Here is a 22,943-nt window from a genome sequence, read left to right as displayed (position 1 = left end):
TCACAGGATCTGTAGGAGCGAGGCTTGCCCGCGAAGAACGTTAACGCGGTCTCACTCTCCAACGAAGTAGTAAGCCTGGCGCCCCACCATCATGACCTTGAGCACCTTCAACGGCGCAACCGGTTCGCTTTCACCCGACATCACCGCCACATTCGTGGGGGATGCCTTCAGAAATGCGTGCAACTGCGCCTCGGTGTCCAACCCCTTGAGCACACGTTGGGTATAGAACACGGTAGCACCGCCGACCCGTTCATTGGCCTGGAACAGGGCGACTTCCTGGCCATTGGCTTGCAACGTCTGGATCTGTTCGGTCAGCGGCAGAAAGGACAGCTCGATGTCAGCGCGGGGCATTGCCCATTGAGCGGCGGCCAGGTAGCTGACGATCACCACCGTGAGCAAACCGGCGGCCACCGCTTGCCGGTGTCGGGCGATGCGGCCGAGCAGGGTCGAGGCACCTTCGCGGGCCTTGAGCCTGTCGAACAGGACGCGCGCATATTCGGCCGCAATCACCGCAGCGGCGGGCGTCATCGACATCAGGTACACCGTGCGCTTGCTCGAGGCCAAGGTCAGCATCACGAACTGCGCCAGAATCCACAGACTGAAAAACAGCAAGTAACGATTGGCCATCAGGCTTTTGCGAAAGTGCCATAGCCCCAGGTACACCAGAATGTTCCAGGGCAAGAACGCTTCCGGCAGTTTGGCCAGGTAGTAGTAGAACGGTTCGTAATGCCCGGCCTCGACGAAGGAGCCACTGAAGCGCCCGACGCTATTGGTCAGCAGCACTTCGCCCACGGCGTGGGCACCGCCGCGTTGATACAACACGGCGAGCCAGATCAGCAACGGGATCAGCCCCACCACGGTCAGCAGGCCGGGGCGCAGCCAGTCGGCGATTTTCAGGCGCTTGTCCATCAGGCTTTCGGCCAGCAGAAACGCGAAGATCACCACCCCCGGCATCGCCAGGCCCAGCACCCCTTTGCTCAACGTGGCGATGGCAATCCCGGCGACGAACAGCACGGCGTTACCGACCGTGGAATGCCGCTGACCCTGGAAAAACGCCAGCAGCGCCATGGTCACGCCGAGGGCGAGCAACGCGTCTTCACCGACGCCGCGCACGTTGCTCCAGTAACTGGCCATGGTTGCCAGCAAGATGCCGGCGGTCCAGGCAATGGCCTTAGGCCGGCCGAAGCGGCGCAGCATCGCGTACAACACCATCACGCTGAACAACCCGGCAAACGCCGAGGCCAGCCGCACCGCCCACGGCGTGCCGCCGAATGTGCGGATCGCCCCGGCGTCGAGCCACAGGCTCAGGGGTGGTTTCTCAAGGAAGGGTTCGCCGAACAGACGCGGGGTCACCCAGTCGTTATCCAGGTGCATTTCCATGGCGATCCCGGCGACCCGGGCTTCGGTGGAACCTTGCAGTTGATGATTGCCAAGGGCGAAGAAAAACAGCAGACAGCCAAGCAGGAACAGCAACGGGGCAGGACGCGACATAAGGTTCTGGCTACCGAAGAAAGGGGACCGAAAAAAACAGGCTGGAAAAAGTATACGGGGCGAATTCTTAACAAAGTGTGAACAAGCGGTGTGATCTATTACCGGCAGACGTCGAACCTTGTTTTCCCCTTATGCCTGGCTGGCCATGCCAAGTGAGCCCTTGATTGAAACACGCCCCAATTGCATCGCTGAGCGCAAGACGATTTGTACCTGGCAAGGCGGTTCGCCGGTCCGGCATCGTTATGTTTATCGTGTTGATCGTTGCAGCAATTGTCGGGTACTGGATGTTCACGCCTCCGGACCCGTTTGTCCCGTTGAGTGGTCTGGACCCTGCGGCGGTATCGATGATTGCCCTGGGTGATCAGGGCAGTGGCGATCTGCAGCAGTGGCGAGTCGGGCAGGCCATGGAGCGGGTTGCCGACAGGGACGGGCGGCTGGATATGGTCGTGTTGTTGGGCGACAACTTCTATGGCAAATCGCTGACCAGTACTCACGACCTTGGCTGGCAGATGAAATTCGAGCGCGTCTATTGGGGGCAGTGGCTGAGTCATGTGCCGTTCTACGCCGTGCTGGGCAATCACGATTACCCGGTGTCGCAAAAGGCTGAACTCGAATATGGCCAGCGCCACAAGGGCTCGGGGCGCTGGCAGATGCCGAGCAATTTCTACGTCAAGGATTTTGGCAGTGTCGGTGGGCGGCCGTTGGTACGCATGGTGTTCCTCGACACGTCGGCGCCCCGGGAAACGTTCCAGCAGCAGATTGATCTGCTTGATCAAGCCTTCCAGCAACCGGGTCCTGCGCCGGTATGGCGCATGGCGGCGGCCCATCACCCGGTACGCAATCATGGCGAGCATGGTGAGGACGGCGAACTGGTCAGCCTGTTGTTGCCCGCGCTGGAGCGCAATAAGGTCGACGTGTTCCTCGCCGGGCATGATCACAATCAGCAACTGTTGCTGCGTGCCGCCGAGCCGGCCTGGGTGGTTTCCGGGGCCGGCGGGCAGAAGCTCTATGCGGTAGGTGCCAGTGAGCAGGACACGTCGTTTGCCACCGCCCACGCCGGTTTTGCCAAACTCGACCTGACGGCCAACCAGTTGCGGTTGGCGTACTACGATGATCGAGGCCATCTGGAATCCGGTTATCGCTGGGCCAGGGAGTGCCAGTGGATGGCCAAGGGCTGCCTGTTGCCTGATACCGCGCAACAGGTTGTCGCGCAATGACATGGGAAGTGCTTAGCGGAACACCGGGCTAGGCGCCGGATTGATCAACGCCGTCAGCACATGATCCTGCCAGCGCCCGGCGATACTCAGATAAGCCTTGGCGTAGCCCTCGCGTTCAAATCCCAGGCGTTCCAGCAACCGGGCGCTGCGTTCATTGCCGGGTATGTAGTTGGCCATGATCCGGTGCAATTGCTGGCCCTCGAACATGTAGCGGATGCCCGCTTCCAGCGCTTCTTGCATCAAGCCCTGACCCTGATGGGCTTCGTCGATGTGGTAGCCGAGGTAGCAAGCCTGGAACGCCCCGCGAGTGATACCGCTGAAATTACAGGCGCCGATCATCTGACTGTTGTCCGGACTCAGCAGCGCAAAATGCACGGCCAGGCCGGCGGTAAACGCGCTGGCTTGTACTTCAAGACGTGGGCGGATGCGTTCCGGGCTGTGGTAGTCGGCGGGGCGAATCGGTGACCACCGGGCCAGATGCCGCTGGTTGCGTTGGTAGAAATCGCTTTCCAGTGCCGCTTGTTCGGGGTCGAGCACCGCCAGCGTCAGGTGTTTACAGGGCAGGGTCAGCAGCGGCATTAGGTACTCCGGTCGCGGGGGGCTTAGCGCCAGCATTGCCCGGACGCGGGGAAAACTCAAACGGCTGAGGAACAGGTGCCCACCTTTGACGTTAGATCATGCGTAGGAGCTGCCGAAGGCTGCGATCTTTTGACCTTCAAGATCAAAAGATCGCAGCCTTCGGCAGCTCCTACGAGGGGGATGCAAATTAATCGCCCAAAAAAAAGCCCGCGGGAGGGCGGGCAAACCGTAGTTTCTTGAATGAGCGAGGGCAATGTACCGTTTGATAACGGATCGTGTGGTGAAGAAAAATTTATCTATTTCACCGACTGTTTCCAGTGCGCCGCTATGGCAAATGATCCGCCGCAAAATCCGCTTCCGAACGCGCGCGCAACCGGCCCTTGCGGCAGGCCTGCTGAAAGCGCTCGAAATCCTGCTCGTTCTGCTGGGTATAGCTTTTGGCGTATTTGAACAGTGCATCGGCCAGCGCCTGGCTTTTGCCGATGTAACCGCTGATCTGCGCCGCTTGCCCTGACGATTTGGCATGGGCCCGGGCCAGCGCCCGACCGCAGGTGCGTCCGTAGGCGGCGAAGGTTTCGGCGTCGAACGTCTCGATTTCCGCCGAGACTTTCATGTCCCGCAGTTGGCGCACGTAGAAGTGCCTGCCGCTGGGCCCCGTGGTCCAGCCGAGGAACAAGTCACTGGCCGATTGCATCAATCGTTGGCCATTCACCACGCGCTGGCCATTGTGCTGCACCCGTGACTTGGTCTTGACGTAGCCGGCGAGCACCGAGCGCCGCGCTTCCTTGAATTGCAGAAACAGCGGGTTCTCCTGATCATCGGTCAGCAACGCGACCAGGCAGCGCGTGCCGACACTGCCCACGCCGACCACTTTGAATGCCATGTCGTGGGCATGAAACCGCGACAGCAGCTCCCGACGGTCCGCTTGCAGCGTGGTTCGATAGTCGCCCATGAACGTGTCGTAAAGCGGTTTCCAATCCGAGAGACGTAACCAGTCATCGTCGGCATCCAGCAGCGTGGTGGTGTTGTGCAGGTGGAAAATTTCCGGCAGGTCATCGCGAATCGTCAGACGGCCATTAGCGTCACGCTCGCAGATCTTCGGCAGCAACTCGGCATGGGTGCGCCGCTCTGCTTTCTCGATGGCCCGCTCCACGTGTTCCAGCGTGGCTTTACTCGCCTGCTCCAGCAAATCGTCGTAGCTGATGGACTCGTACCAGGTCTCCAGTGCACTTTGTTCGGCGCACTCGGCCATGGTCTTCTGATAGGCCGCGACGACCTGGCGGCAGACGTCTTCCTCGACCGTTTCCCCGTGGCGCAGATCGCGGGCGGCAATCAGAAAACTCGCCACCAGCCGTTTCAGATCCCACCCCCACGGCCCGGGGTGCGCTTCGTCGAAATCATTAACGCTGAACAGCAGGTTGCGCTCGGGGGTGGCGAACCCGCCGAAGTTCATCAAGTGACTGTCGCCGCAGATCGGTGATATCAGCCCCATGCTGGACGTGCCGGCCAGGTCATGAGCCTGAAGCAGCGCGTTACCGCGATAGAAGGTGAACGGCGGGACCAGCATGCGGCCGTAACGCAACTCCACCAACGATTTGATCCGCCCCTCGCTCGATGCCTTGATCAGCGGCAGTGGATCGCGGTCGATATTGCCGAGGGAGGACTGGGTGTTGCGAGGACAGGTTTTTCGAGCGTCCTTGCCTTGTTTCAGCCGGTCTTTGAGGGTGGTCATGGGGGCTCGTTTGGTCTGCGTTGGCGGGCGTGTGCGAAGTGAGTGTAGAAGGGCTTTAGATGTTCATCCGAAGTGTTTTGGCAGCGACTAACCTGTCCTTTGTGTATCTGCTCAATTCTGCGCCCGGAAACGAGGAGGCCTGTGCTTTCATTGCTTGTTTCTCTAGTGCTGAGCTTCCTTATCGGCTGGGTCTCCCAGCGCATGGGCATGTGCCTGGTCAAAGCCGTCGGGTTAATGCTCAGCCGCCGACCGACGTTGTTCGTGTCACTGATCGCGTGCGGCTTGTTCGGTTTGTTGCTGGCGCCGTTCTACCGCCTGTTCGGCATCAGCCAGCCCCTGTTCATCCCCGACGTCGGCTACCTGTCGCTGGTCGGCGGCGGCCTGCTGTTCGGCCTCGCCTCCGTCCTCAACGATGGCTGCAGCGTCGGTACCCTCACCAAACTCGCCAGCGGTAACTTCACCAAGGCCTTCACCATCGTCGGCTGGGTGCTGGGCATTGTTCTCTGGCACCACCTCAACATGCTGCCCGAACACAAAACCCTGCAAATGCCGACCATCACCAGCAGCCATTACTGGCTGACCCTTGTGATCTTGTTGCTGACGCTGCTGTTTTTGATCCGCATTCACGGCGACAAACACCTGGTGCTGTCCAGCATGCTCCTGGGCGCACTGACCAGCGCGCTCTACACCTTCGAACCGCTGTGGACGCCCAGCGTATTTTTTTACAACCTGTCCCAGATGTTTTGGGTGCCGGGGGCGGGCTCGCTGACCGCTGAACGCCTGGCGGTGTTTGGCATGCTGCTCGTGGGGATGTTGAGTTACACGCTGCATCGAAGGACGTTCAGCTATGAACGCTTCGAGGGGCGGGCGGCAGCAAAGCATCTGCTGGCGGGGGTGTTGATGGGGATCGGGGCGTCCATGATGCTTGGGGGAAATGACTCGCAGATCTTGCTGGTGTTTCCGACGTTGACATGGGCGGGCGTGGTGCCGTTGACAGGGATTGTGGTGGGGATGTTGCTTGGAGTTGCGAGCCGGCGTTTTGCGTCGAGATTCGTATCGGCAGGTGAGCGCTAGGTGCTTTCGTTGCTTGAACGTGACTCAGCGGCCAGTTAGAGGCTCGCAGCAATGGGCGACCGCAATGAGGTCGCCCATCCACTCAGTGGCAGATGGCTTTGGTCGTCGGCTCCGGCGGGGAATCAAGATTCTCCAGCGCCTGATTGATCAACATCTCGGCCAGCCCGGTCAACTGCTGTATCGCCACTGCCACGTTACGATGCGGGCCTTCCAGTTGGTCAGTCAGATCGGTGGTCATGGCATTCAGCGAGGCCAGGTCTTTGCTGGCGTGAGCGAGCAGGGTGACGGCGTCGGCATCCGGATGGATTTTGAAAATCCGGCTCACGGGATCGACGCGTCCTGGATTGCGCAAGCGGGCGCTGATGCGGTGCTGTGTCACTTCGGACGGAAAGGTCAGGTCGATGGCTTCCGACTCTGAAAGGCCTGGGTTTTCAATTGAGCCTGGGTTGATCTTTTTCATGGAGAAACTCCGGCAGGTGAGGCATCCCTGCGCTTTTCGGCTTGTTCAGAACCGTTCGCCGGGTTGCATTGAAGTCCGAAGGTTAACGTCACGAATCGGTACTCGCCAGTTCATGGAGTTCGACAGAGTTTGAGGGAAATGTCCTAGGACGTGGTTTCTTCGTCTCGGCAAAGACGGCGGGTGGCGGGAACGCCACACCCCAGATGCAACAAAACCCGCACTTGGCGGGTTTTGGTTTGCTTCGTGTTTGGTGGGCCGGGGTAATTTGAACCTGTCGCATAAGCTGATGATTTAAAACAAAAATAACGGTGTGGTTTTTCTTTTGGAATACCATTTGGAATACCGAGTTTCCTATCATAGCTCCTTCTGTTCCGTAACCGCTTAATTGTTGTGTTTTTGACTCATGCCTTGAAATGTGGGATTTGAACCTGCGACCAATTCGGCGACCTGAATCTTCCCCTATTGGGTCGTATCCCCGCTCTCATTGAGCCCTTGCCGCCGGGAAGGGCTTAGACTCCCGTGGGGAAGGGCATTTCAGCGGGGTGTGCGCATACTCCTCGTTGTAAATGCTCAAAGGCAATCGTCAGAGCAGGGTAGCGCTGTCTCGCAATCAGGTTTGGGCATATGCGCGATGTTGTTAATTGAATGGGATGGCAAAGCGCAGTGAAGGCAAGTTCGCGCCAGTCAAAAAAATAATATCGCTCGAATTGATAGCCGAATAAGAAATTTACCTTGCTCGGTAACACACTACGATTCGATATGCGGTGCGCGGCGATTCTGGATCAGCACATGTGATGGTGGGAGAAGTAACAAACGTTAGGTCCCGTTTTGAAAGGACTGAGAGATATCCAAGCATCGATTGCGCTTTGCACGTGAAAAATATCAAAGCCCTGCAATATCGCAGGACTTTTATGGATGCGTGGGTTAAAAGTGATGATGCTCTGCGCGCTTGTTTGTTCGTTCTGATAACGATAGCTTTAAATTTCTGACGTAAGTCTCTTTTTTTCCTTGATGTAGAGATCTTTCTCCTCTTCCATCTGTAGCAATATTTCTAAAACTTCAGTGCGCTTCAAGTCGTATTTGTCTGCCAGCTTGTCAAGGCGTCTGATCGCCTTGTCTGAAAGGATGAAGTTGTACTGTTTTTTTTCAGTTTGCTTTTCCCTGTATCTGTTTTGGCTCCAGCGTTTTTTTATTGAATCTATTGTTAGTGTTTTTTCGTGGATGTTGAAGTAATTGGTGTCAAAAAAAATCATCAAATCTTGCAGGTTTTTTATAGGTGAATTGTTTGCGAGAAACAGGGATTTTTTTTGAATCATCTCCCATGCGAGCGAAGTTTTTTTGATTTCGTCTTGGTCATCAAACCATTTAAATATTTTGTCCGATTGGGTGTGTTGGCCCCATTCTCGCGCTATTTCGGAAATGATCATTTCTTTTTGAGATTTGTCTATGAGCCAAGTGTCAATCAATACGATAGTGAAGTCTCGTCCTGCAAAGTTTGGGGGCGGATCAAATGGGAGAGTGTTTCTTTTTGAAAATACACGCGGATTAATCCACTTCTGCTGTCTTTCGTCGTGCGTTATCCATTTTGTTTTTTGATCTGGTATCAGGGATAAGTTTTTGTTGTGTTCGATGATCTCTTTTAAGTTTGGAGTCGTTTTAATTATGTGGGCCATGCGGCCCCTCATTTCGTGGCTTTTGTATTCCCCTAAGTTTGCTGTTGGGCAGTTGTGTGGGATGAAAAACCATAGCCAGTTTATTAGTCGGTCGTCTACATTGATTCCAGGAAGTGCTTTTGTAAGTGCGTCGTTATAACGGACTGCCATAGTGGGCCCTAAAAGGATTGGAGGTGGATGACAATTCCTTTATTTTCTATTTTTCTCTAGTAGAAATCTATAGGTAAAATAGATTTATTTAGGAGGGGTTTCAGTGTTTTTTAAGTGTGTTTTATGTTGATTAAATTGGCGTAATCTCTATAAAAAACTGGCTTCTGTAGGCATTTTCTCAGCTTCTCAGCTTCTCAGGTGTGATGGATGAGGATCTGATTCGCTTCGAATGTGGACAGTGTATCTGTGAGGGAGGCATGCGTTTCGGTCTTGCGTGTTGCGTCAGGTAGTAGATGGCCAATGAGTCCTGTCCGGTCCTGGTTTGGGGCTGTAATCGTGTGTATGGAATGAAAGCCGTTTGAGTTGTGACGTCTTGGTGTAGTGAGGCGTTTGTAAAAAAAATACGTGACCTCCGTATCTATTGAATAGATATGAGGTGTGAGTCATGAAAATAATTCGTCTTAAAGATGTAATTGGTTCTACTGGTCTTGGTCGATCTACGATCTACAAATACGTTGCCGAAGGTGCTTTTCCAAAACCGGTCTCGTTGGGGGATCGTTGTGTAGGTTGGGTGGAAAGTGAAGTTCAGGGTTGGATTTTAGATAGAGTTATAGAGCGTGATTCGCAAGGAGTTATGTCTGTTTGATTTGGTGTTTTATAAATAGGGGGCAGCGCGTATGTAGGGTTGTAGTGAGTGGAGAGTTCTGGTGAGATATTCGTAATGTTTTTTTGTCAGAGTTAAAGTTGCTGTCTTGATGATGGTTTTCAATAGTGTTTTGTTGGGGGTTTGTGGGTTTTTCCGTAAAGGCGCTTCTCGGTATTGGTAATATGCTTTTGTAGCTTTAAGTAATACCAGTAAGTGTTGTGTCTATACGCCTGTGTGGATATGTAAGTTTATCTAGGTATCAATCATTAATTAAAGCTGGCCATAAAGCCAGCGTGTCAGAGAATTATATTGGGTTGTAATGGGTTGGTAGGTTGAGGGTTCTTGGTAAGAATTTACTCAGTGTGTCTAGAGTATGAACTAAACCATGGAGTAATAACATGCTACGTCATCCCGATAATGCCAATCTGTCTCTTCATTATGGAAATATGTATGAGGTCTTTCCAATTCAAGAGGATAAAGGTCCTTTTGTCAGTCAATACTTGAGTCGTCTTTATCACACGCTCAGGAATGCACTTAGTCAATATTCCCGTGTGTTTGCATTTAGGATTGATCTGAGGCTTCCCGCCGATACAGAACTATCTGATAGCGCGTGCACGAATGAGGTGATTGGTCGTTTTATTGAGTCGTTCAAAGCCAAGATCAAACATAACCGCCATAAAGCTCGACAGTTAAATGCGCATGCCCATGACAGTAAAGTTCGATTCGTTTGGGCGCGTGAACAAGGTCAGCATGGAAAACCCCATCATCACATGGTAATCCTGTTGAATTACGATGCATTTAATGCGCTGGGTAAGTACGAGCCCGGCAGAGACAACATGTTCAACCGACTGGCTGAGGCTTGGGCTAGTGCCTTGGGTTTGCCCGTGGAGGATGTCAAAGGCTTGGTTGAGATTCCGAGCAACCCTTACTACTACCTGCGTCGTGGCGACTTGGCTGAGCAGGGGAAGTTCTTTTACAGGGCTAGCTACCTCTGTAAGTCGGCTACCAAGGTTTTTGGTGAGGGTCATCATGGCTTTGGGGCTAGTCGTATTTGATACCGCTCGGATGGGTGTGGGGTTAATCAACTGTCGCTTGCTGCGAGCCAGAGCATGATGGCAAAGGCCGCTCACGTAAGTAAGCTCAATGGTGGCTTGTGGGCGGCGTTATCGTGTGGTTTTTTCCTTATTTTACTGGTTTCTATGGCGGTTTAAATTTCTGTCCCCCCATCTATCCCCCCACTCAGGGCGCGAGTGAGCGCCTGGCATTGAAACGTCTCGACTGATACTAGCCAGTTTAATCACGTGCAGTGGCTTGGATACCGAGGATCAGGTGGTATTTGAGCTTGAATGGGTGAATCAGTGATTTAAACGAACTGAGGTTTGAGTTGCAAGAAGAGTAGTTCAGGCTCTTGCAGAGGATGCATCACTGATGTATTTCCTTTGAGCCGGTGTGGGTGTAGTTTTTTCGGATCGACATAAACGGCAAGGATAGAATTTTGTCAGGCCTGAATTTTGAAAAACAAGCGCAGGACTATTACAACAAGGCTCCCCTTATCATCCTGGGCAGCGGTGCATCGGCTGCCCATGGCATGTCTGGCATGTGGGCGCTTGCGAAGCACCTGGTCGCACATACCGACATTTCACGCTTATCCGCTGGCGAGGTAGAAGCCTGGGAAAAATTCTGCCAGGTCTTAGAGGCTGGCGTTGATCTGGAGTCGGCGCTGCACCAGGTGGCTGTTACAGACGAGCTAACTTCCAGAATTATCAAAGCAACCTGGTCGCTCATCAACGCTGAAGACATTCACATTTTCAACAAAAGCCTTCAGAGCCAGGCGATGTTTCCGCTGAGCCGACTGCTGCGCCACATGTTCAAAAGCAGCCTCACCAAATTAAACATTGTTACTACGAATTACGACAGGCTAGCCGAATATGCCTGCGATCAGGAGCGGATTCACCACTACACGGGCTTCACGCATGGGTTTTTCCGGCAACTGGCCGCGCCGAATGAGATAAATTCTGCCCGCAGAGTCAATATCTGGAAGGTTCACGGCTCGCTGGATTGGTTTAAATCGCCGCTCGAAGACATTGTGGCTCTTTCAAATATTCAAGGGATACCTGTCAATTACAAACCGGAAATCGTGACTCCGGGCACTCAGAAATATCAAACGACGCATTTAGAGCCATACCGCTCAATCATCAACAATGCTGACCAAGCCATTACTGCGGCGAACTCTTATCTGTGCATTGGCTACGGCTTCAATGACGAGCATATTCAGCCGAAACTCATGGCGAGATGTCAGCGTCAGAATACCCCGATCACGATTATTACCTATGCGCTTTCAGACGCGGCTAAGAAGCTCATTACTGACGGTAAGGCGCAGAATTACCTGGCAATTGAGCGGGGAGCAACAGACGAGCAGTCCATCGTCTACTCCTCTTTGGATAAGACTCCACTGACTGTTGAAAAAAACATCTGGAGTCTTGAGGGTTACCTGTCACTCATCATGTAGGAAGAAGAGATGCCGATATTTAATTTTAAGGATGAAGACGCGCTTGGAAAGGTTGCCTCCGTCGATACGACAAACGTTATCGTGGACGTGGAAAATGTCGACCAACTCAAAAGGTTGCAAGTCAACCATCTTGCCGTACTCCAAAGCAGCAGGCCCGGACAGCATCTCATCGGCCTCATCACCCAGGTGACCCGCAAGCGTGGCATCGAGGTCATCGCAGGCGATGGTATTAGCGAGCAGACCTCAGAACTAAACCTGTGCAAAATCGCCCTGATTGGCACGATGCTGGATCGTGACGGAGGAAGAGAAAACGTCTTTCGCCGCACTCTGGAAAGCGTTCCGGAAATTGATGCAAATTGCTTTTCGCTAGAGGGCGAAAACCTTACTGGCTTCATGCGTACGCTCTCTAGCGTCTCAGCCGATGGGAACGCCCTGACGTTGGGCAAATACACACTGGACGAACATGCCGTTGCCTACCTCAACGGTAACAAGTTTTTCCAGCGCCACGCCTTCATCGGCGGCAGTACCGGATCAGGTAAATCCTGGACGACAGCCAAGATCATTGAGCAGATGGCGGGGCTCTCTACGGCTAACGCCATTGTTTTTGATCTTCATGGTGAATACTCGCCATTGGTGGGCCAAGGGATTCAGCACTTCAAAGTGGCCGGTCCCGCAGACGTTGAGGCTAAACGCACCATTGATGACGGTGTGCTTTACCTGCCTTACTGGCTGCTTTCGTATGAAGCACTCGTGGCAATGTTTGTTGACCGGAGCGACCAGAATGCGCCCAACCAGGCCATGATCATGTCCCGCGAGATCAACCAGGCAAAAAGAAAGTATCTGGAGGATGGCGACCAGAAGGAAATTCTGAAGCACTTCACCGTAGATAGCCCGGTTCCATTCGATCTGGATGTTCTGATGGGCAGGCTGAACGAGATTAACGTGGAGATGGTTCCGGGGGCATCGGCCGGTAAAGAAAAGCAGGGTGATTTTTTTGGAAAGCTCGCCCGGATGATTTCACGGCTTGAGAATAAAATCTCTGATAGACGCCTTGGCTTTATGTTCAATGGTGGTGGAGACGTTCTGGATTTTACCTGGCTTGAAAAGTTCACTACTGCCGTGCTCGGAAGCTCTGGAGAAAATGGCAAAGCCGGTATCAAGATCATCAACTTTTCTGAAGTTCCATCAGACGTTCTCCCGCTGATCGTTTCCCTTGTTGCTCGGGTTACGTTTTCCGTCCAGCAGTGGACACCATCCGAGCTGCGTCACCCGATTGCGCTTCTATGTGACGAAGCGCATCTCTACATGCCCCAACGAAACATGGCGGAGTCCGCCGACGATATCTCCCTGGATATTTTCGAGCGCATCGCCAAGGAAGGCCGTAAGTACGGTGTCAGCCTTGTCGTGATAAGCCAGCGTCCGTCCGAAGTGAATAAGACGATGCTCAGCCAATGCAGCAACTTCGTATCCATGCGGCTGACCAACGCTGAGGATCAGGGCGTTATCAAGAGACTTCTTCCCGATAGCCTTGGTGGGTTCAGCGATATCCTGCCGACTCTCGATACAGGCGAGGCCTTGGTTGTTGGCGATGCGAGCTTGCTGCCAAGCAGAATCAGGATCGATGAGCCCATAAACAAACCGAATAGCGGCACGGTCAATTTTTGGGATGAATGGCAAAAGCCGGTCAAAGACAAGCGACTGTCGATTGCGATAGATAACTGGCGTAAGCAAAACATCCAGTAATTGCTTTACGGGCTTCCATGGCAGATGGGCAATGCGGAGCGGCTTTATGGCCGCTTCGTATGTAGGATCAAGGGCGCAACGCCCTTGAGGTAACCGTCCGGCAAAGTCTCCTACCTATCGCTTGTATCCCTGATAAGGGCTTCATCGAAATGGAACTGATCACACACCCTCTCGCTTACATTAAGCATGTGCCGTGACGTTCACGTCATCGCTACGTATGCCCATTAAATCACTGCAGCCATCGCCTTGCAGGTTGGCTCAGGAGGAATGCCGCAGAAGGCGCTCCGGTAGCTCCATACTCTGCTTGCCTTGCCGTAACTCATGGTGTCAAATCACCGGCTGCCTTCGAAGGGCGGTTTTGTGAACATCAGGACAGGGCAAACACCATGCCAACACTGCATTGGGTGGGGAAGGATCAAGTCCGAAACCATCATCGGGACGTACCCTACCGCGTGCTGCGCGACAATTACAAATTTGAAGCATCTCAACCTGCTCCGAAAAACAGCCACGAAAATCGCATTATCCAAGGCGACAATCTTGACGCTCTGAAAAGTTTATTGCCCGAATTTGAGGGTAGGGTGAATTGTATCTATATCGATCCACCCTACAACACCGGGAATGAAGGCTGGGTTTATAACGACAATGTCAACGACCCACGTATAAAACGGTGGTTGGGTAAGGTCGTAGGAAAAGAAAATGAGGATATGAGCCGTCAAGATAAATGGCTCTGCATGATGTACCCCAGACTCAAATTGTTGCATCGCCTGCTTTCGGAGGACGGCTCAATTTGGGTTTCGATTGATGACAATGCCGTTGGCATTCTTCGCCCAATACTCGATGAAATTTTCGGCGTTGGAAATTTTGTTACCTGTGTGATTTGGGAAAAAGCCGATTCACCACGAAACTCGGCTAACCAATTTTCAACAGACCATGACTACATTCTTGTTTATTCTAAACGCCCGAATTGGGCTCCTGCTCGCCTAGCTCGAACCGCTGAGTCCGATTCAATTTATACGAACGATGATGACGATCCAAACGGTCCTTGGATTCCGGGCGATCCATTTGCGAACAAACCATACTCAAAGGGTTTGTTCACGATTACTGGTCCCACTGGGCGTCAGTTCAGCCCTCCTCCCGGCAGATATTGGCGAGTTTCCGAAGAGCGCTTAAGGGCTCTAGATGCGGAAGGGCGTGTCTGGTGGGGGCCGAAAGGTGAAGCCCGACCGAGTATCAAGCGCTATTTGAATGAAGTTGGCGATCTTGTGCCTCGCACACTATGGAAGAAGGATGTAGGCAGTAACCGCACCTCCAAAAATGAGATGCGGGCGATTTTCTCGGATACATCCTCCTTTGATACGCCTAAACCCAGTACGCTTATTGGACGAATTTTGGACATTGCGGCTAATGAAGATTCCATTATTCTCGACTCCTTTGCCGGATCTGGTACTACAGGGCATGCAGTGCTCAAAGCAAACGCCCAGGACGGAGGGTCTCGTCGTTTCGTCCTGATCGAATTGATGGATTATGCCGAGTCGTTAACTGCAGAACGGATGAGGCGTGTTATCTCTGGTTACGGTGACGGAATAAAGCAAGTGTCTGGCCTAGGAGGCGGGTTCACCTTTCAAACTCTTGCCGAACCTCTTTTCGTTGAATACGGAAACTTAAATCCCGAAGCTGGTCTGGCTGCAATTCGAGATTATGTGGCTTGGCAGGAAGGGATCTATCAGCAGTTTCGTGTGGATTCTGAAGAGGCTAAGCATCGTTATTGGCTTGGAGAAGCAAACGGTCTACGTGTGTTTTTCGCGTATGAAGCCGACTCCATCACTACCCTTGACCTAGATCTACTGGCAGAACTCGTGCAAACCGTTGGTCCGGTGCTTGTTTATGCGGACCAATTGGCGCTAGGCGAAGACTTTATGAGACGGCATAGCATTGGTTTTAAGAAGATACCCCGTGATATCGCCAGACTCTGAGGATTTGAAATGCAGTTGAACCCCTACCAGAGTCAGGTCATCGAGGATCTGGAGCTTTACCTCCGTCGATGGACTGCCTGTGAAGACGCTCAGTTAGCGTATCGTGCTCATTGGGACGCTCAAGGCGCTACCAAAATGCAGGGATACCAAGATGCCCCACATGGTGCACCGCAGGTGTGTGCCAAAGTCCCTACGGCTGGTGGAAAGACCTACATTGGTCTTCATGCCGTTTCTAGTATTTTCAAGGCTCTTCAGCGTCGTCAAGGTGATGCACGCCTCTGCTTGTGGTTGGTGCCTTCACTCTCCATTCTTGATCAAGTCCTTCGGGCTTTGCGCAATTCTGATCACCCCTACAGGCAGAGTCTCAATCGGCTGTTTGAAGGTAGGGTCAGCATTATGGATAAGCGCGACCTCCTTTCAGGGCATCTTTCAAGGGATGAGGTTGAGGACGGTCTTGTACTGGCCGTTCTTACCTATGACAGCTTGAAAGCACGCAATAAAGATGACCGAAAGCTGTACCAAGAAAACAGCTCGCTGGACGACCTGTCCGCCACGGCCGTTGCGGTAGGTGATGGTGTTGATCCGTATTCCCTTGTCGCTTCAATGGCTGGGCTTGCACCAGTCGTCATCGTTGATGAAAGCCACAACGTAACAAGTAGCTTGTCTCTGGACATGCTCCGCAACCTCAACCCGAGCTTCGTTTTTGAGTTGACGGCTACCCCGAGAGCCGGCGCAAACATCATTAGCTTCGTCGATGCGATGGTTATGCGCGATCAGCACATGGTCAAGCTTCCCGTCATCGTTCGAAACCTTCCTAGCAGAAGTTCGGTCATTGCTCATGCTATTGATCTGCGTGCACGACTCGAAGCAGAGGCTCAGGCTGAGCAAGCGCGTGGGGGGGCTTACATTCGACCTATCGTGTTAATCCAAGCGGAGAGCAAGGTCAAAGCAGACGCGAAGACGTTCGAACATGCAAGGGCAGAATTGCTTGAGCATGGGGTGCCAGAAGACTGGATTAAGATCAAAACCGCAGAGAAGGATGAATTGAGCGGATTGGATCTTATGTCAACTCAATGCCCGGTAAGGTTTGTAATTACCGTCAATGCTTTGAAAGAAGGGTGGGATTGCCCATTTGCCTACGTGCTTGCCACGTTAGCTGATCGATCTTCGCCCGTAGATGTAGAGCAAATCTTAGGTCGAATTCTGAGGCAACCATATGTTCGCGCTCATGGTCATGAGCCGTTGAACATGAGCTACGTACTGACTGCTTCTAGTGTGTTCAGTAGCACGTTGGAAAAAATTGTTGCCGGTCTCAATCGAGCCGGATTTAGTCGCAATGACTTCAGAACCCCTGACCTGATAGAGGGTGAAGCGAAGCCCACTTCACAACCTGCTGGGCCGTCTGGTCAGAGACAGGAAGAAGCTGCTCCATTATCCCTTTTTGACGAAGTCGGTAGCCCCAATACCCCCTCTAAAAACACTGAGGTGTTTTCGAAAGAGAAGACAGATCAGGAAGAAAATTTTCTGGAGGCAACGCTGAAAGCCGTTCATGAGGCGCATGCTGAGTTGGTGGCGTTGAAGGCTGATCCGTCCTGCTCGCACGTTCCCGTTGAGGTTAGAGGCGCAATGGAATTGTACCCGGTTCGCCCAGAATTCATTGAAGAAATTCGAGAGTTGAGATTACCTCAATTCTATCGGGAAGCGCCTGCAGGTCTCATTTTTGCAGATGCAGATGGGGGTGTTCTTCTTGATAAGTCACAATTGCTCGACCATGAGTTTCACCTGGCTGACTGTGACGTGAACGATTTCGTGGTGGCACCGACTGCCGGGGATTTGGTAAAGCTCGATCTTTTGAGGGTCGGTAGCTCTCAGGGGGACTACGAGCCCACTCGTGTGCGTCTAAAGGATACTGAAATTCGGAAATGGAAGGATTATCTTTCAAGTCTTGATCCGGAAGCAAAAAGGCGCCAGCTGACCGGCCTGGTGGGTAATTGGCTGGGAAAAATGCCCCCTCTCGCTGAAAGTGACCTGCAGGCTTACATTCGCAAAATCCTTGGTCGACTCAGTGCTGGTCAGTTGGATGAGGTTGTAGAGCAACAGCACGCATACGTGGAAAGCCTTAGACAGCGCGTTCGCAACGAGATGTTGGTGTTCTCGCGACGCCGTTTCAAGCAGTGGATTGACCTTCAGAAGATCGATACGCGTGCCTCCTTTGCTCTTCCGGTTGAGATTTCGCCGCGGCAAAAAGCGCCAGTTGGTGCTGAAAACTCCCTGTACGTCCGAGAAGAGAAGGGCAACGGCTTAGAAGAGCGTATGTCTGAATTTCTATCCGATTGTGAAAATGTTCGGTGGTGGCACCGTAACCAAAGTGGTCGCGGATTTTACTTAAATGGACCGATAAACCATTTCCCTGACTTTGTGCTACGTCTTCAGTCTGGGTTGATAATTTTGCTCGAAACCAAGGGAGGGGACCGCGATAACTCCGACTCTGATGCCAAAGTCGAGTTGGGGCAGATTTGGGAAAAATGTGCGGGTCGTGGTTATCGTTATTTAATGGTGTTCGAAACTAACCCGCCATCTGGTGCTTATTCTTGGGCTTCAGCCAGCGAACTCCTAAGAAATCTTTGAAACGGTGTCGGCAAACCTGCATAACTCACAAAAAAAGCTTGGAAGACTAGCCCGAATACGGAGTTGGCCTTCCAGGCTTTATAGCGTTGAAAGTGGCTCGTTGGTCGTTTCTCCAGCGGGAAAGCTTTGACTAGGACTCCTTCCGATAGGCGTTCGCAGCGCTGATTTACGTCTTGAAGCAATTTCTCCGATCTGCTGATCGAAGTGCCGCAAGTGAACACGGCGTCCGACTCGCGGATGAATCCCCGTACGACGTTAATGAACGGCTGAAGCGGCCACAGTGTCATGCCTTCTAAGCCGGCACGTAAAAATAACTCAACGGCACCAACCGCTTCGTCTCCGGATCCGTCATCGGATAATGCGCCATCAATGTCCGTGCCAGCTCATCCAATGTCCACATGGTTAGATGGACGTTGGCCCGCTCCCCTTCATACAACGCCTCTTTCGTAAATCCGCCGGTACTGACATACAGTCCACGATCATCCTTGTGCCGTCCGCCGAGAAAACTGCGGATTTCAGTGCTGCCCATCCGCGCATTTCGATGCTTAACCTCTACAACGATACGAGGTGGCTCGAAGCCGAAGCCATCTGGCGAGGCGATGATATCTTTGCCTCGATCAGCACCTGCGGGAGAAACCAGTGTCTTGTAGCCCATAGCTCGGAGGATGCCCGCAACCAGGTCTTGCATCTCGGACCAATCCAGGCTGTTGATCTGGTCTTTGATGCGTTCAAAAGCAATTTCTTGAACGCCCTTTAGCGGGTCATCGATGACTTCCGTGTCGCCTATAGGGTCGTTATGCACCACTGGTACGGCGTTGCCGGCTGCTAAGGCTAGCAGTTCCTTCTGGGCGTCTTCCGCCACATTGAAGACGGTGAGTGTGGAGCCGAGGCTGTTCTTACTGATGCTGCTGAGTTTGTCGCGGTCGACCTCTTGCTCTAGCCATTTCACGGGCCTGGTCAACGCCATGCCCTCATCTGCCCACTCCTGCCGGTACAGGCAGGCTCCTGTAAATTGGCCGACCAGGTAGGTGCGGTTGGCGGGCGAATAGGTTACAACGGCATCGCCTTCCTTGACTTCGTTGACGAAGCGGAAGACCTGGGAGGCGCCAGACACAGCCGTGCCGTCTTTGATGCCTGGCTGCACATCTTTGTATGCCTGTATCAACGCCTTGCGCGAAACTCCCGGCTTGGCTACCGGCGCCAACTGGGCCCAGCCGATGGCGGCCAGGTTACGATCTTTAAAATCATCATAGAGACGGCCACCGTCTCCTCGAATCATCCACATCGTTGGCATATTGGTACTCAGTCTGTCTATGAATCGGAAACGCTAATTTACCAAATGATAAATAGCCAATGGGGCTGTAGAACTCGGCACGAAACTCTGCAGTTTAACAGGCGCAGTAATCAAGCCGTGGCTTCACAGTTACATTCAGGCTCTTTTTCATTGCATTCGTTACAGATATTACATGTGCATTCAGGTTCTTTTTCACTACAGTTGTTGCAAGCATCACAGGTGCAGCTGTCTTCTTTGTTTGTGCAGTAACTACAATGCTCGCAGTTGCAGTTGACTTCTTTTTGGTCGCAGTCTTCGCAATAACTGCAAGTGCAAGCGCACCCTGGTAGAGCGCAACCATCACAAATTTTATCCATATCATCCATAGCTATTATCCTTTAACTTTCCGTGATCGGCTGAGTGGTCTAATAGCTTACACGATCAGCAGTTTTTTTCGAGAACGGTGCAAGTACTTAGCAAGCCGATAGCTCTCAGAGGCTGATGGCATTACCACTGGAGCCTCTGAGCGAAGAGGAGCAAGCTCGCAGAATAGGGGCCGCATACCGGGTATCGTGCAAATTTGCAAGGCTCTGCATTATGGTCGGAGCTGAAGAAATATACTTTCGGGATGGTCTGAAAAAGTCCTCCTTCGAAAACTGCAACCCAGTAATCATGCGGCTTACAGAGCCGCCATTTCGTAAAATCCGAGCTTTTTCAGAGCTTCCCTAGCGGGCGACTGGTAAATAGTCCCCTGAAAATCAGGAAAGAGACTCTCGAATGGGCGCTTCTTTCATGTGAGCGAAATGCGATGGACTTTTGCGCACAGGCTCACTATTTTAACGCCAAAATTAATTGGCATTGGGGAGGCAGCATGGCAAGGAAGACACTCATATTTGGTAACGGCCTTGGTATGGCGCTCGATCACAAGCATTTCAGCTTAGCGCGTGCAATGGAGGCGGTATGGGGGCACCCGGTTTATCTTCCTGCCAATCAGAAGCAAATGATCAGCCAGTGCGTTGGAAACGGCGGCGCCGCACCGGAGGGTGAAGATCAACTCGATACGCTGCATTCTATTGTGACCGCGTGTGCAGCTATCAATCGTCTCGAGGACGACAACGCCCAGTGGTTGACAGCTGATGGTAAAAGTTTTCCAAAGGCTGTATCTCGTTACATCCTGAAGGTAGCAACCAATCTGCATAACTATCATGGAACACTTCCAGAAGAATTCCTTGAGCCTCTATTTGCTTTCCTTCGCGCCACGAACTCCAATATCGCAACACTAAATTATGATCGGCTCCTTTATGGCGCACTGGTGGATGATCATATCCTGGCAGGGTACAACGGAAATCTTGTTGATGGCATGTGGGATGACGGCTTCAATGAGGACAACCTCGTACGGAAATTTGGTAACAATTTTGGTTACTACATGCACCTTCATGGCTCTCCACTTTTCTTCGACACTCCTTATGGGACCACTAAAAAGCTGACGCGCGATCAGCTCACAATGAGCACAGAAAAAAACAGCAACCACATTGTGCTCACCCATGTGAAACACAAAACATCGGTCATCGACGCCTCAAATGTGCTTTCCACGTACTGGAAATATCTGCACTCGGCGTGCCACGAATCTGAAGAAATTATCGTGTTTGGCTACTCGGGCCTGGATATTCACTTGAACCGAGTTATTGCGGCGTACGCGCAGAGCAGGCCGGTCCGAGTAATTGAATGGGAAGGGGCAGGCCTCTTAGCTCAGAGGCAGTGGTTTTGGCGTGATCGCCTTGGCACAGACAAAATCAAAGTTATCCAACTAGAAAATATTCTGGAGTTCGTAGGCTGGTGATAGGGGAAAGCGCTCTGTATGAGCGCTTTTTCATTTCTCGCTAACGACCGACCTTGTCTGCGAGCGCGCGTTACATGGCCAGACACGCAGTGAAATGTGTTTCGCCTTTCTGCACCGCCAATTGCCCAAAATGGAGTTCCACTTTTGGTAAAAGCGAGGCCCTCGGTGTATATCCCTGGATCAATTTACCGTCGGCTGTCTGTAAAAGGCGTAGCGCGGTATTCTTTAAGTCCCCCCCTGCATTTTTCGGATGAGTGCGCGACCGTATTGCGCATGGCTAAAGCGTTGTTGAGCAAGTCTGCTTTCTGTCGCAGCTCGCCGTAGCTGTGTGAGCTGAAATAGAAGTCCGCTGTCAGCCACTCCCAGTCCGTATCCGTGACCTTGAGATAGTTCTTGGCCGGGTCGAACTTGGATGATTGCGAAAGGACTTGGTAAGCGGGCGTCATCGACGTTGCGTGGCCAAACTTTGGTGTAGGAGCGTATCCATCCTGCTTTAGCCCCCCGTAATACAACGAACCAATGTCAACTGCAGTAATTTCCCCCTCGCTGCCACTATGTTTAATCAATTTTTGGGGGCGATTTGGTATAACTGATTGCGTATCTGAAACAGACAAAAAAACCTGAAGAACCGGCCCACCTAATGGGCTGGCTCTTCATGCTTCACTGCGTCGAGAATGGCCCATTTGGGCATTTCTCAGGTAGTGAAGTTTTACTCTTACTCCTTTCGATAGGCGTTTGGAGGGCTGATTGCGTCCTGGAGCAGTTTCTCCGATGTACCCGAGCGAAGTTCCAGTTAGCGCCAGTTGCTGAAGGGGGCGGGAAAAAGCTTTGGGTTTGGAGCTTTGCACACAGTCATAAAGGAGTACCTGTAGCGAAGGTTATTCCTCTGTCCAAGGTGCATCGTTCTTTGCGCCGCAGGAAGATTCCCACTCTGCGATTTGATCCGCATTAATAGGTGCATCATCGCCATTGGCTTTATGAAAATTATCGATCAAGTTGGTGAGGCAGGTGTTGGTGTTGGTGTTGGGCTGCACAGGGTTCAACTTGTCTTCTATAATTGCATTGCGCTGGTAGATATAATCTGAAATAAGGGTGCCGTCAGGGCTCCATGTTTTACCCTCGCCGGTTTTTACTCCATGATCAAACGTTGCAAGTCCTATCATCCGATTGTTGTTGGCATCCCACTCATAAGCTATCCCGTGCGGAACACCGTCGTCGTAGGGTATTTGCTTTGTCATGGCTCCTTGAGCGTTGAAGGCTTCAACTTTTCCTACCGTAAATCCATCTTTGGATTCGCTTCTATACACAACCTTCTCCGTGGTTTCGTCGTAGTTTTCCTGTACGCCGTGCAGCTTGCCATTCTTGTAGTTTCTAAGTTGAATTGGTTTTGCTGTATTCGGGCTCCAGAGGGTCGCTGCACCATCAAGCAAGTCTCCTTTAAATGACGCTTTTGCTATAGTGCGTTTGTCATCAAGGGAGAATACCTGCATGTCGCCATCCATTCTTCCGTCTTCGTATTGCGCTGTGTACCGGAGGACTCGCGTATTTTGATGGTGGCATGAGACATTGCCAGAGATATATCCATCTTTAACTTTTGTGTCACAAGAGAATGTTTTTCCCCAGAAAGAATTTTTCTCGGATTTTATTTTCCGAAGTGTATCGTTCATTTCTCTTATGAAGAGGTCGTAGCCGCTGCCTGTGTGGATGAAGCTTTCAGGGATATTGGTAACAAAACCACTAAATGGTTTGTTCTCTTTACCTTCGTATATTTTTCCATTCGAAACTTGAGCATTTCTGAAGTCGAGCTCACTGGAGCCGCAGCCAGTCAGGGAGAGAAGCCCCACTGATACGGCAAGTAGAGAAATGTATTTCATTGCATAAAGTTCCTGATTTTTTCTAAAAGTACGGCTGTAAGTTTTTGGTGGCGTTATTTTTTTCGGCGAAAGATAAATGTG

Annotated in this window: 17 protein-coding genes; 9 read left to right on the top strand and 8 right to left on the bottom strand. The window is 52.1% G+C overall.

What is annotated here, in order from left to right:
* Positions 1-51: 51 nt before the first annotated feature.
* The gene (locus tag V5E99_RS30030; protein WP_499806105.1) at positions 52-1,491 is read right to left on the bottom strand and encodes an ArnT family glycosyltransferase; all 1,440 of its coding nucleotides are present in this window, start codon (positions 1,489-1,491) and stop codon (positions 52-54) included.
* A gap of 242 nt (positions 1,492-1,733) precedes the next feature.
* On the opposite strand from V5E99_RS30030, the gene V5E99_RS30025 reads away from it, so the two are divergent.
* Complete coding sequence (locus V5E99_RS30025) at positions 1,734-2,708, top strand: metallophosphoesterase (protein ID WP_499806104.1); 975 nt, start codon at positions 1,734-1,736, stop codon at positions 2,706-2,708.
* A 12-nt stretch (positions 2,709-2,720) separates the two neighbouring features.
* Here the strand turns inward: V5E99_RS30025 and rimJ are convergent, their stop codons facing one another.
* Together rimJ and V5E99_RS30015 are read right to left on the bottom strand one after the other, a co-directional pair.
* Positions 2,721-3,287 carry a ribosomal protein S5-alanine N-acetyltransferase gene (gene rimJ, locus V5E99_RS30020; protein WP_499806103.1) on the bottom strand — a complete coding sequence of 189 codons (567 nt, stop codon included), beginning with the start codon at positions 3,285-3,287 and terminating at the stop codon, positions 2,721-2,723.
* Positions 3,288-3,612: 325 nt separating this feature from the next.
* Positions 3,613-5,019, bottom strand: a complete 1,407-nt coding sequence (locus V5E99_RS30015) for a DUF2252 domain-containing protein (protein ID WP_499806101.1) — start codon at positions 5,017-5,019, stop codon at positions 3,613-3,615.
* A gap of 141 nt (positions 5,020-5,160) precedes the next feature.
* Here V5E99_RS30015 and V5E99_RS30010 point away from each other — a divergent pair, with 141 nt between their 5' ends.
* Complete coding sequence (locus V5E99_RS30010) at positions 5,161-6,093, top strand: YeeE/YedE thiosulfate transporter family protein (RefSeq protein ID WP_499806100.1); 933 nt, start codon at positions 5,161-5,163, stop codon at positions 6,091-6,093.
* An 82-nt stretch (positions 6,094-6,175) separates the two neighbouring features.
* Here the strand turns inward: V5E99_RS30010 and V5E99_RS30005 are convergent, their stop codons facing one another.
* The gene (locus tag V5E99_RS30005; protein ID WP_499806099.1) at positions 6,176-6,553 is read right to left on the bottom strand and encodes a DUF6124 family protein; all 378 of its coding nucleotides are present in this window, start codon (positions 6,551-6,553) and stop codon (positions 6,176-6,178) included.
* Positions 6,554-7,530: 977 nt separating this feature from the next.
* Positions 7,531-8,376, bottom strand: coding sequence for a hypothetical protein (locus V5E99_RS30000; RefSeq protein ID WP_499806097.1), 846 nt, complete (start codon positions 8,374-8,376; stop codon positions 7,531-7,533).
* Positions 8,377-8,821: 445 nt separating this feature from the next.
* On the opposite strand from V5E99_RS30000, the gene V5E99_RS29995 reads away from it, so the two are divergent.
* The 6 genes from V5E99_RS29995 (at position 8,822) to V5E99_RS29970 (ending at position 17,875) form a co-directional block, all read left to right on the top strand.
* Entirely contained in the window at positions 8,822-9,022 is a 201-nt protein-coding gene (locus V5E99_RS29995) for a helix-turn-helix transcriptional regulator (RefSeq protein ID WP_177030879.1), read from the top strand.
* Positions 9,023-9,420: 398 nt separating this feature from the next.
* Positions 9,421-10,077, top strand: coding sequence for an inovirus Gp2 family protein (locus tag V5E99_RS29990; RefSeq protein WP_499806095.1), 657 nt, complete (start codon positions 9,421-9,423; stop codon positions 10,075-10,077).
* A gap of 440 nt (positions 10,078-10,517) precedes the next feature.
* Entirely contained in the window at positions 10,518-11,531 is a 1,014-nt protein-coding gene (locus V5E99_RS29985; protein WP_499806094.1) for an SIR2 family protein, read from the top strand.
* Between the two features lie 9 nt (positions 11,532-11,540).
* Positions 11,541-13,274: an ATP-binding protein gene (locus tag V5E99_RS29980; protein WP_499806093.1), complete on the top strand. Its 1,734-nt coding sequence runs from the start codon at positions 11,541-11,543 to the stop codon at positions 13,272-13,274.
* A gap of 386 nt (positions 13,275-13,660) precedes the next feature.
* Positions 13,661-15,247 carry a site-specific DNA-methyltransferase gene (locus V5E99_RS29975; protein ID WP_499806092.1) on the top strand — a complete coding sequence of 529 codons (1,587 nt, stop codon included), beginning with the start codon at positions 13,661-13,663 and terminating at the stop codon, positions 15,245-15,247.
* Positions 15,248-15,256: 9 nt separating this feature from the next.
* On the top strand, positions 15,257-17,875 hold the full coding sequence (locus V5E99_RS29970; protein ID WP_499806091.1) for a DEAD/DEAH box helicase: 2,619 nt from the start codon (positions 15,257-15,259) through the stop codon (positions 17,873-17,875).
* Positions 17,876-18,167: 292 nt separating this feature from the next.
* On the opposite strand, the gene V5E99_RS29965 is transcribed toward V5E99_RS29970, so the two are convergent.
* Positions 18,168-19,169: a restriction endonuclease gene (locus V5E99_RS29965; protein WP_499806090.1), complete on the bottom strand. Its 1,002-nt coding sequence runs from the start codon at positions 19,167-19,169 to the stop codon at positions 18,168-18,170.
* A gap of 94 nt (positions 19,170-19,263) precedes the next feature.
* Entirely contained in the window at positions 19,264-19,509 is a 246-nt protein-coding gene (locus V5E99_RS29960) for a hypothetical protein (RefSeq protein ID WP_499806089.1), read from the bottom strand.
* Between the two features lie 510 nt (positions 19,510-20,019).
* On the opposite strand from V5E99_RS29960, the gene V5E99_RS29955 reads away from it, so the two are divergent.
* On the top strand, positions 20,020-20,988 hold the full coding sequence (locus V5E99_RS29955) for an SIR2 family protein (protein WP_499806088.1): 969 nt from the start codon (positions 20,020-20,022) through the stop codon (positions 20,986-20,988).
* An 878-nt stretch (positions 20,989-21,866) separates the two neighbouring features.
* Here the strand turns inward: V5E99_RS29955 and V5E99_RS29950 are convergent.
* Positions 21,867-22,943, bottom strand: a 1,077-nt coding sequence (locus V5E99_RS29950) for a toxin-antitoxin system YwqK family antitoxin (protein WP_499806087.1), incomplete at its 5' end; no start/stop codon positions are given.

Source organism: Janthinobacterium sp. LPB2021202312-11-4, assembly GCF_037049705.1.
Lineage (GTDB): Bacteria > Pseudomonadota > Gammaproteobacteria > Pseudomonadales > Pseudomonadaceae > Aquipseudomonas.
The sequence above is the reverse complement of the archived record's forward strand: the minus strand, read 5'-3'. Positions and strand labels throughout refer to the sequence as shown.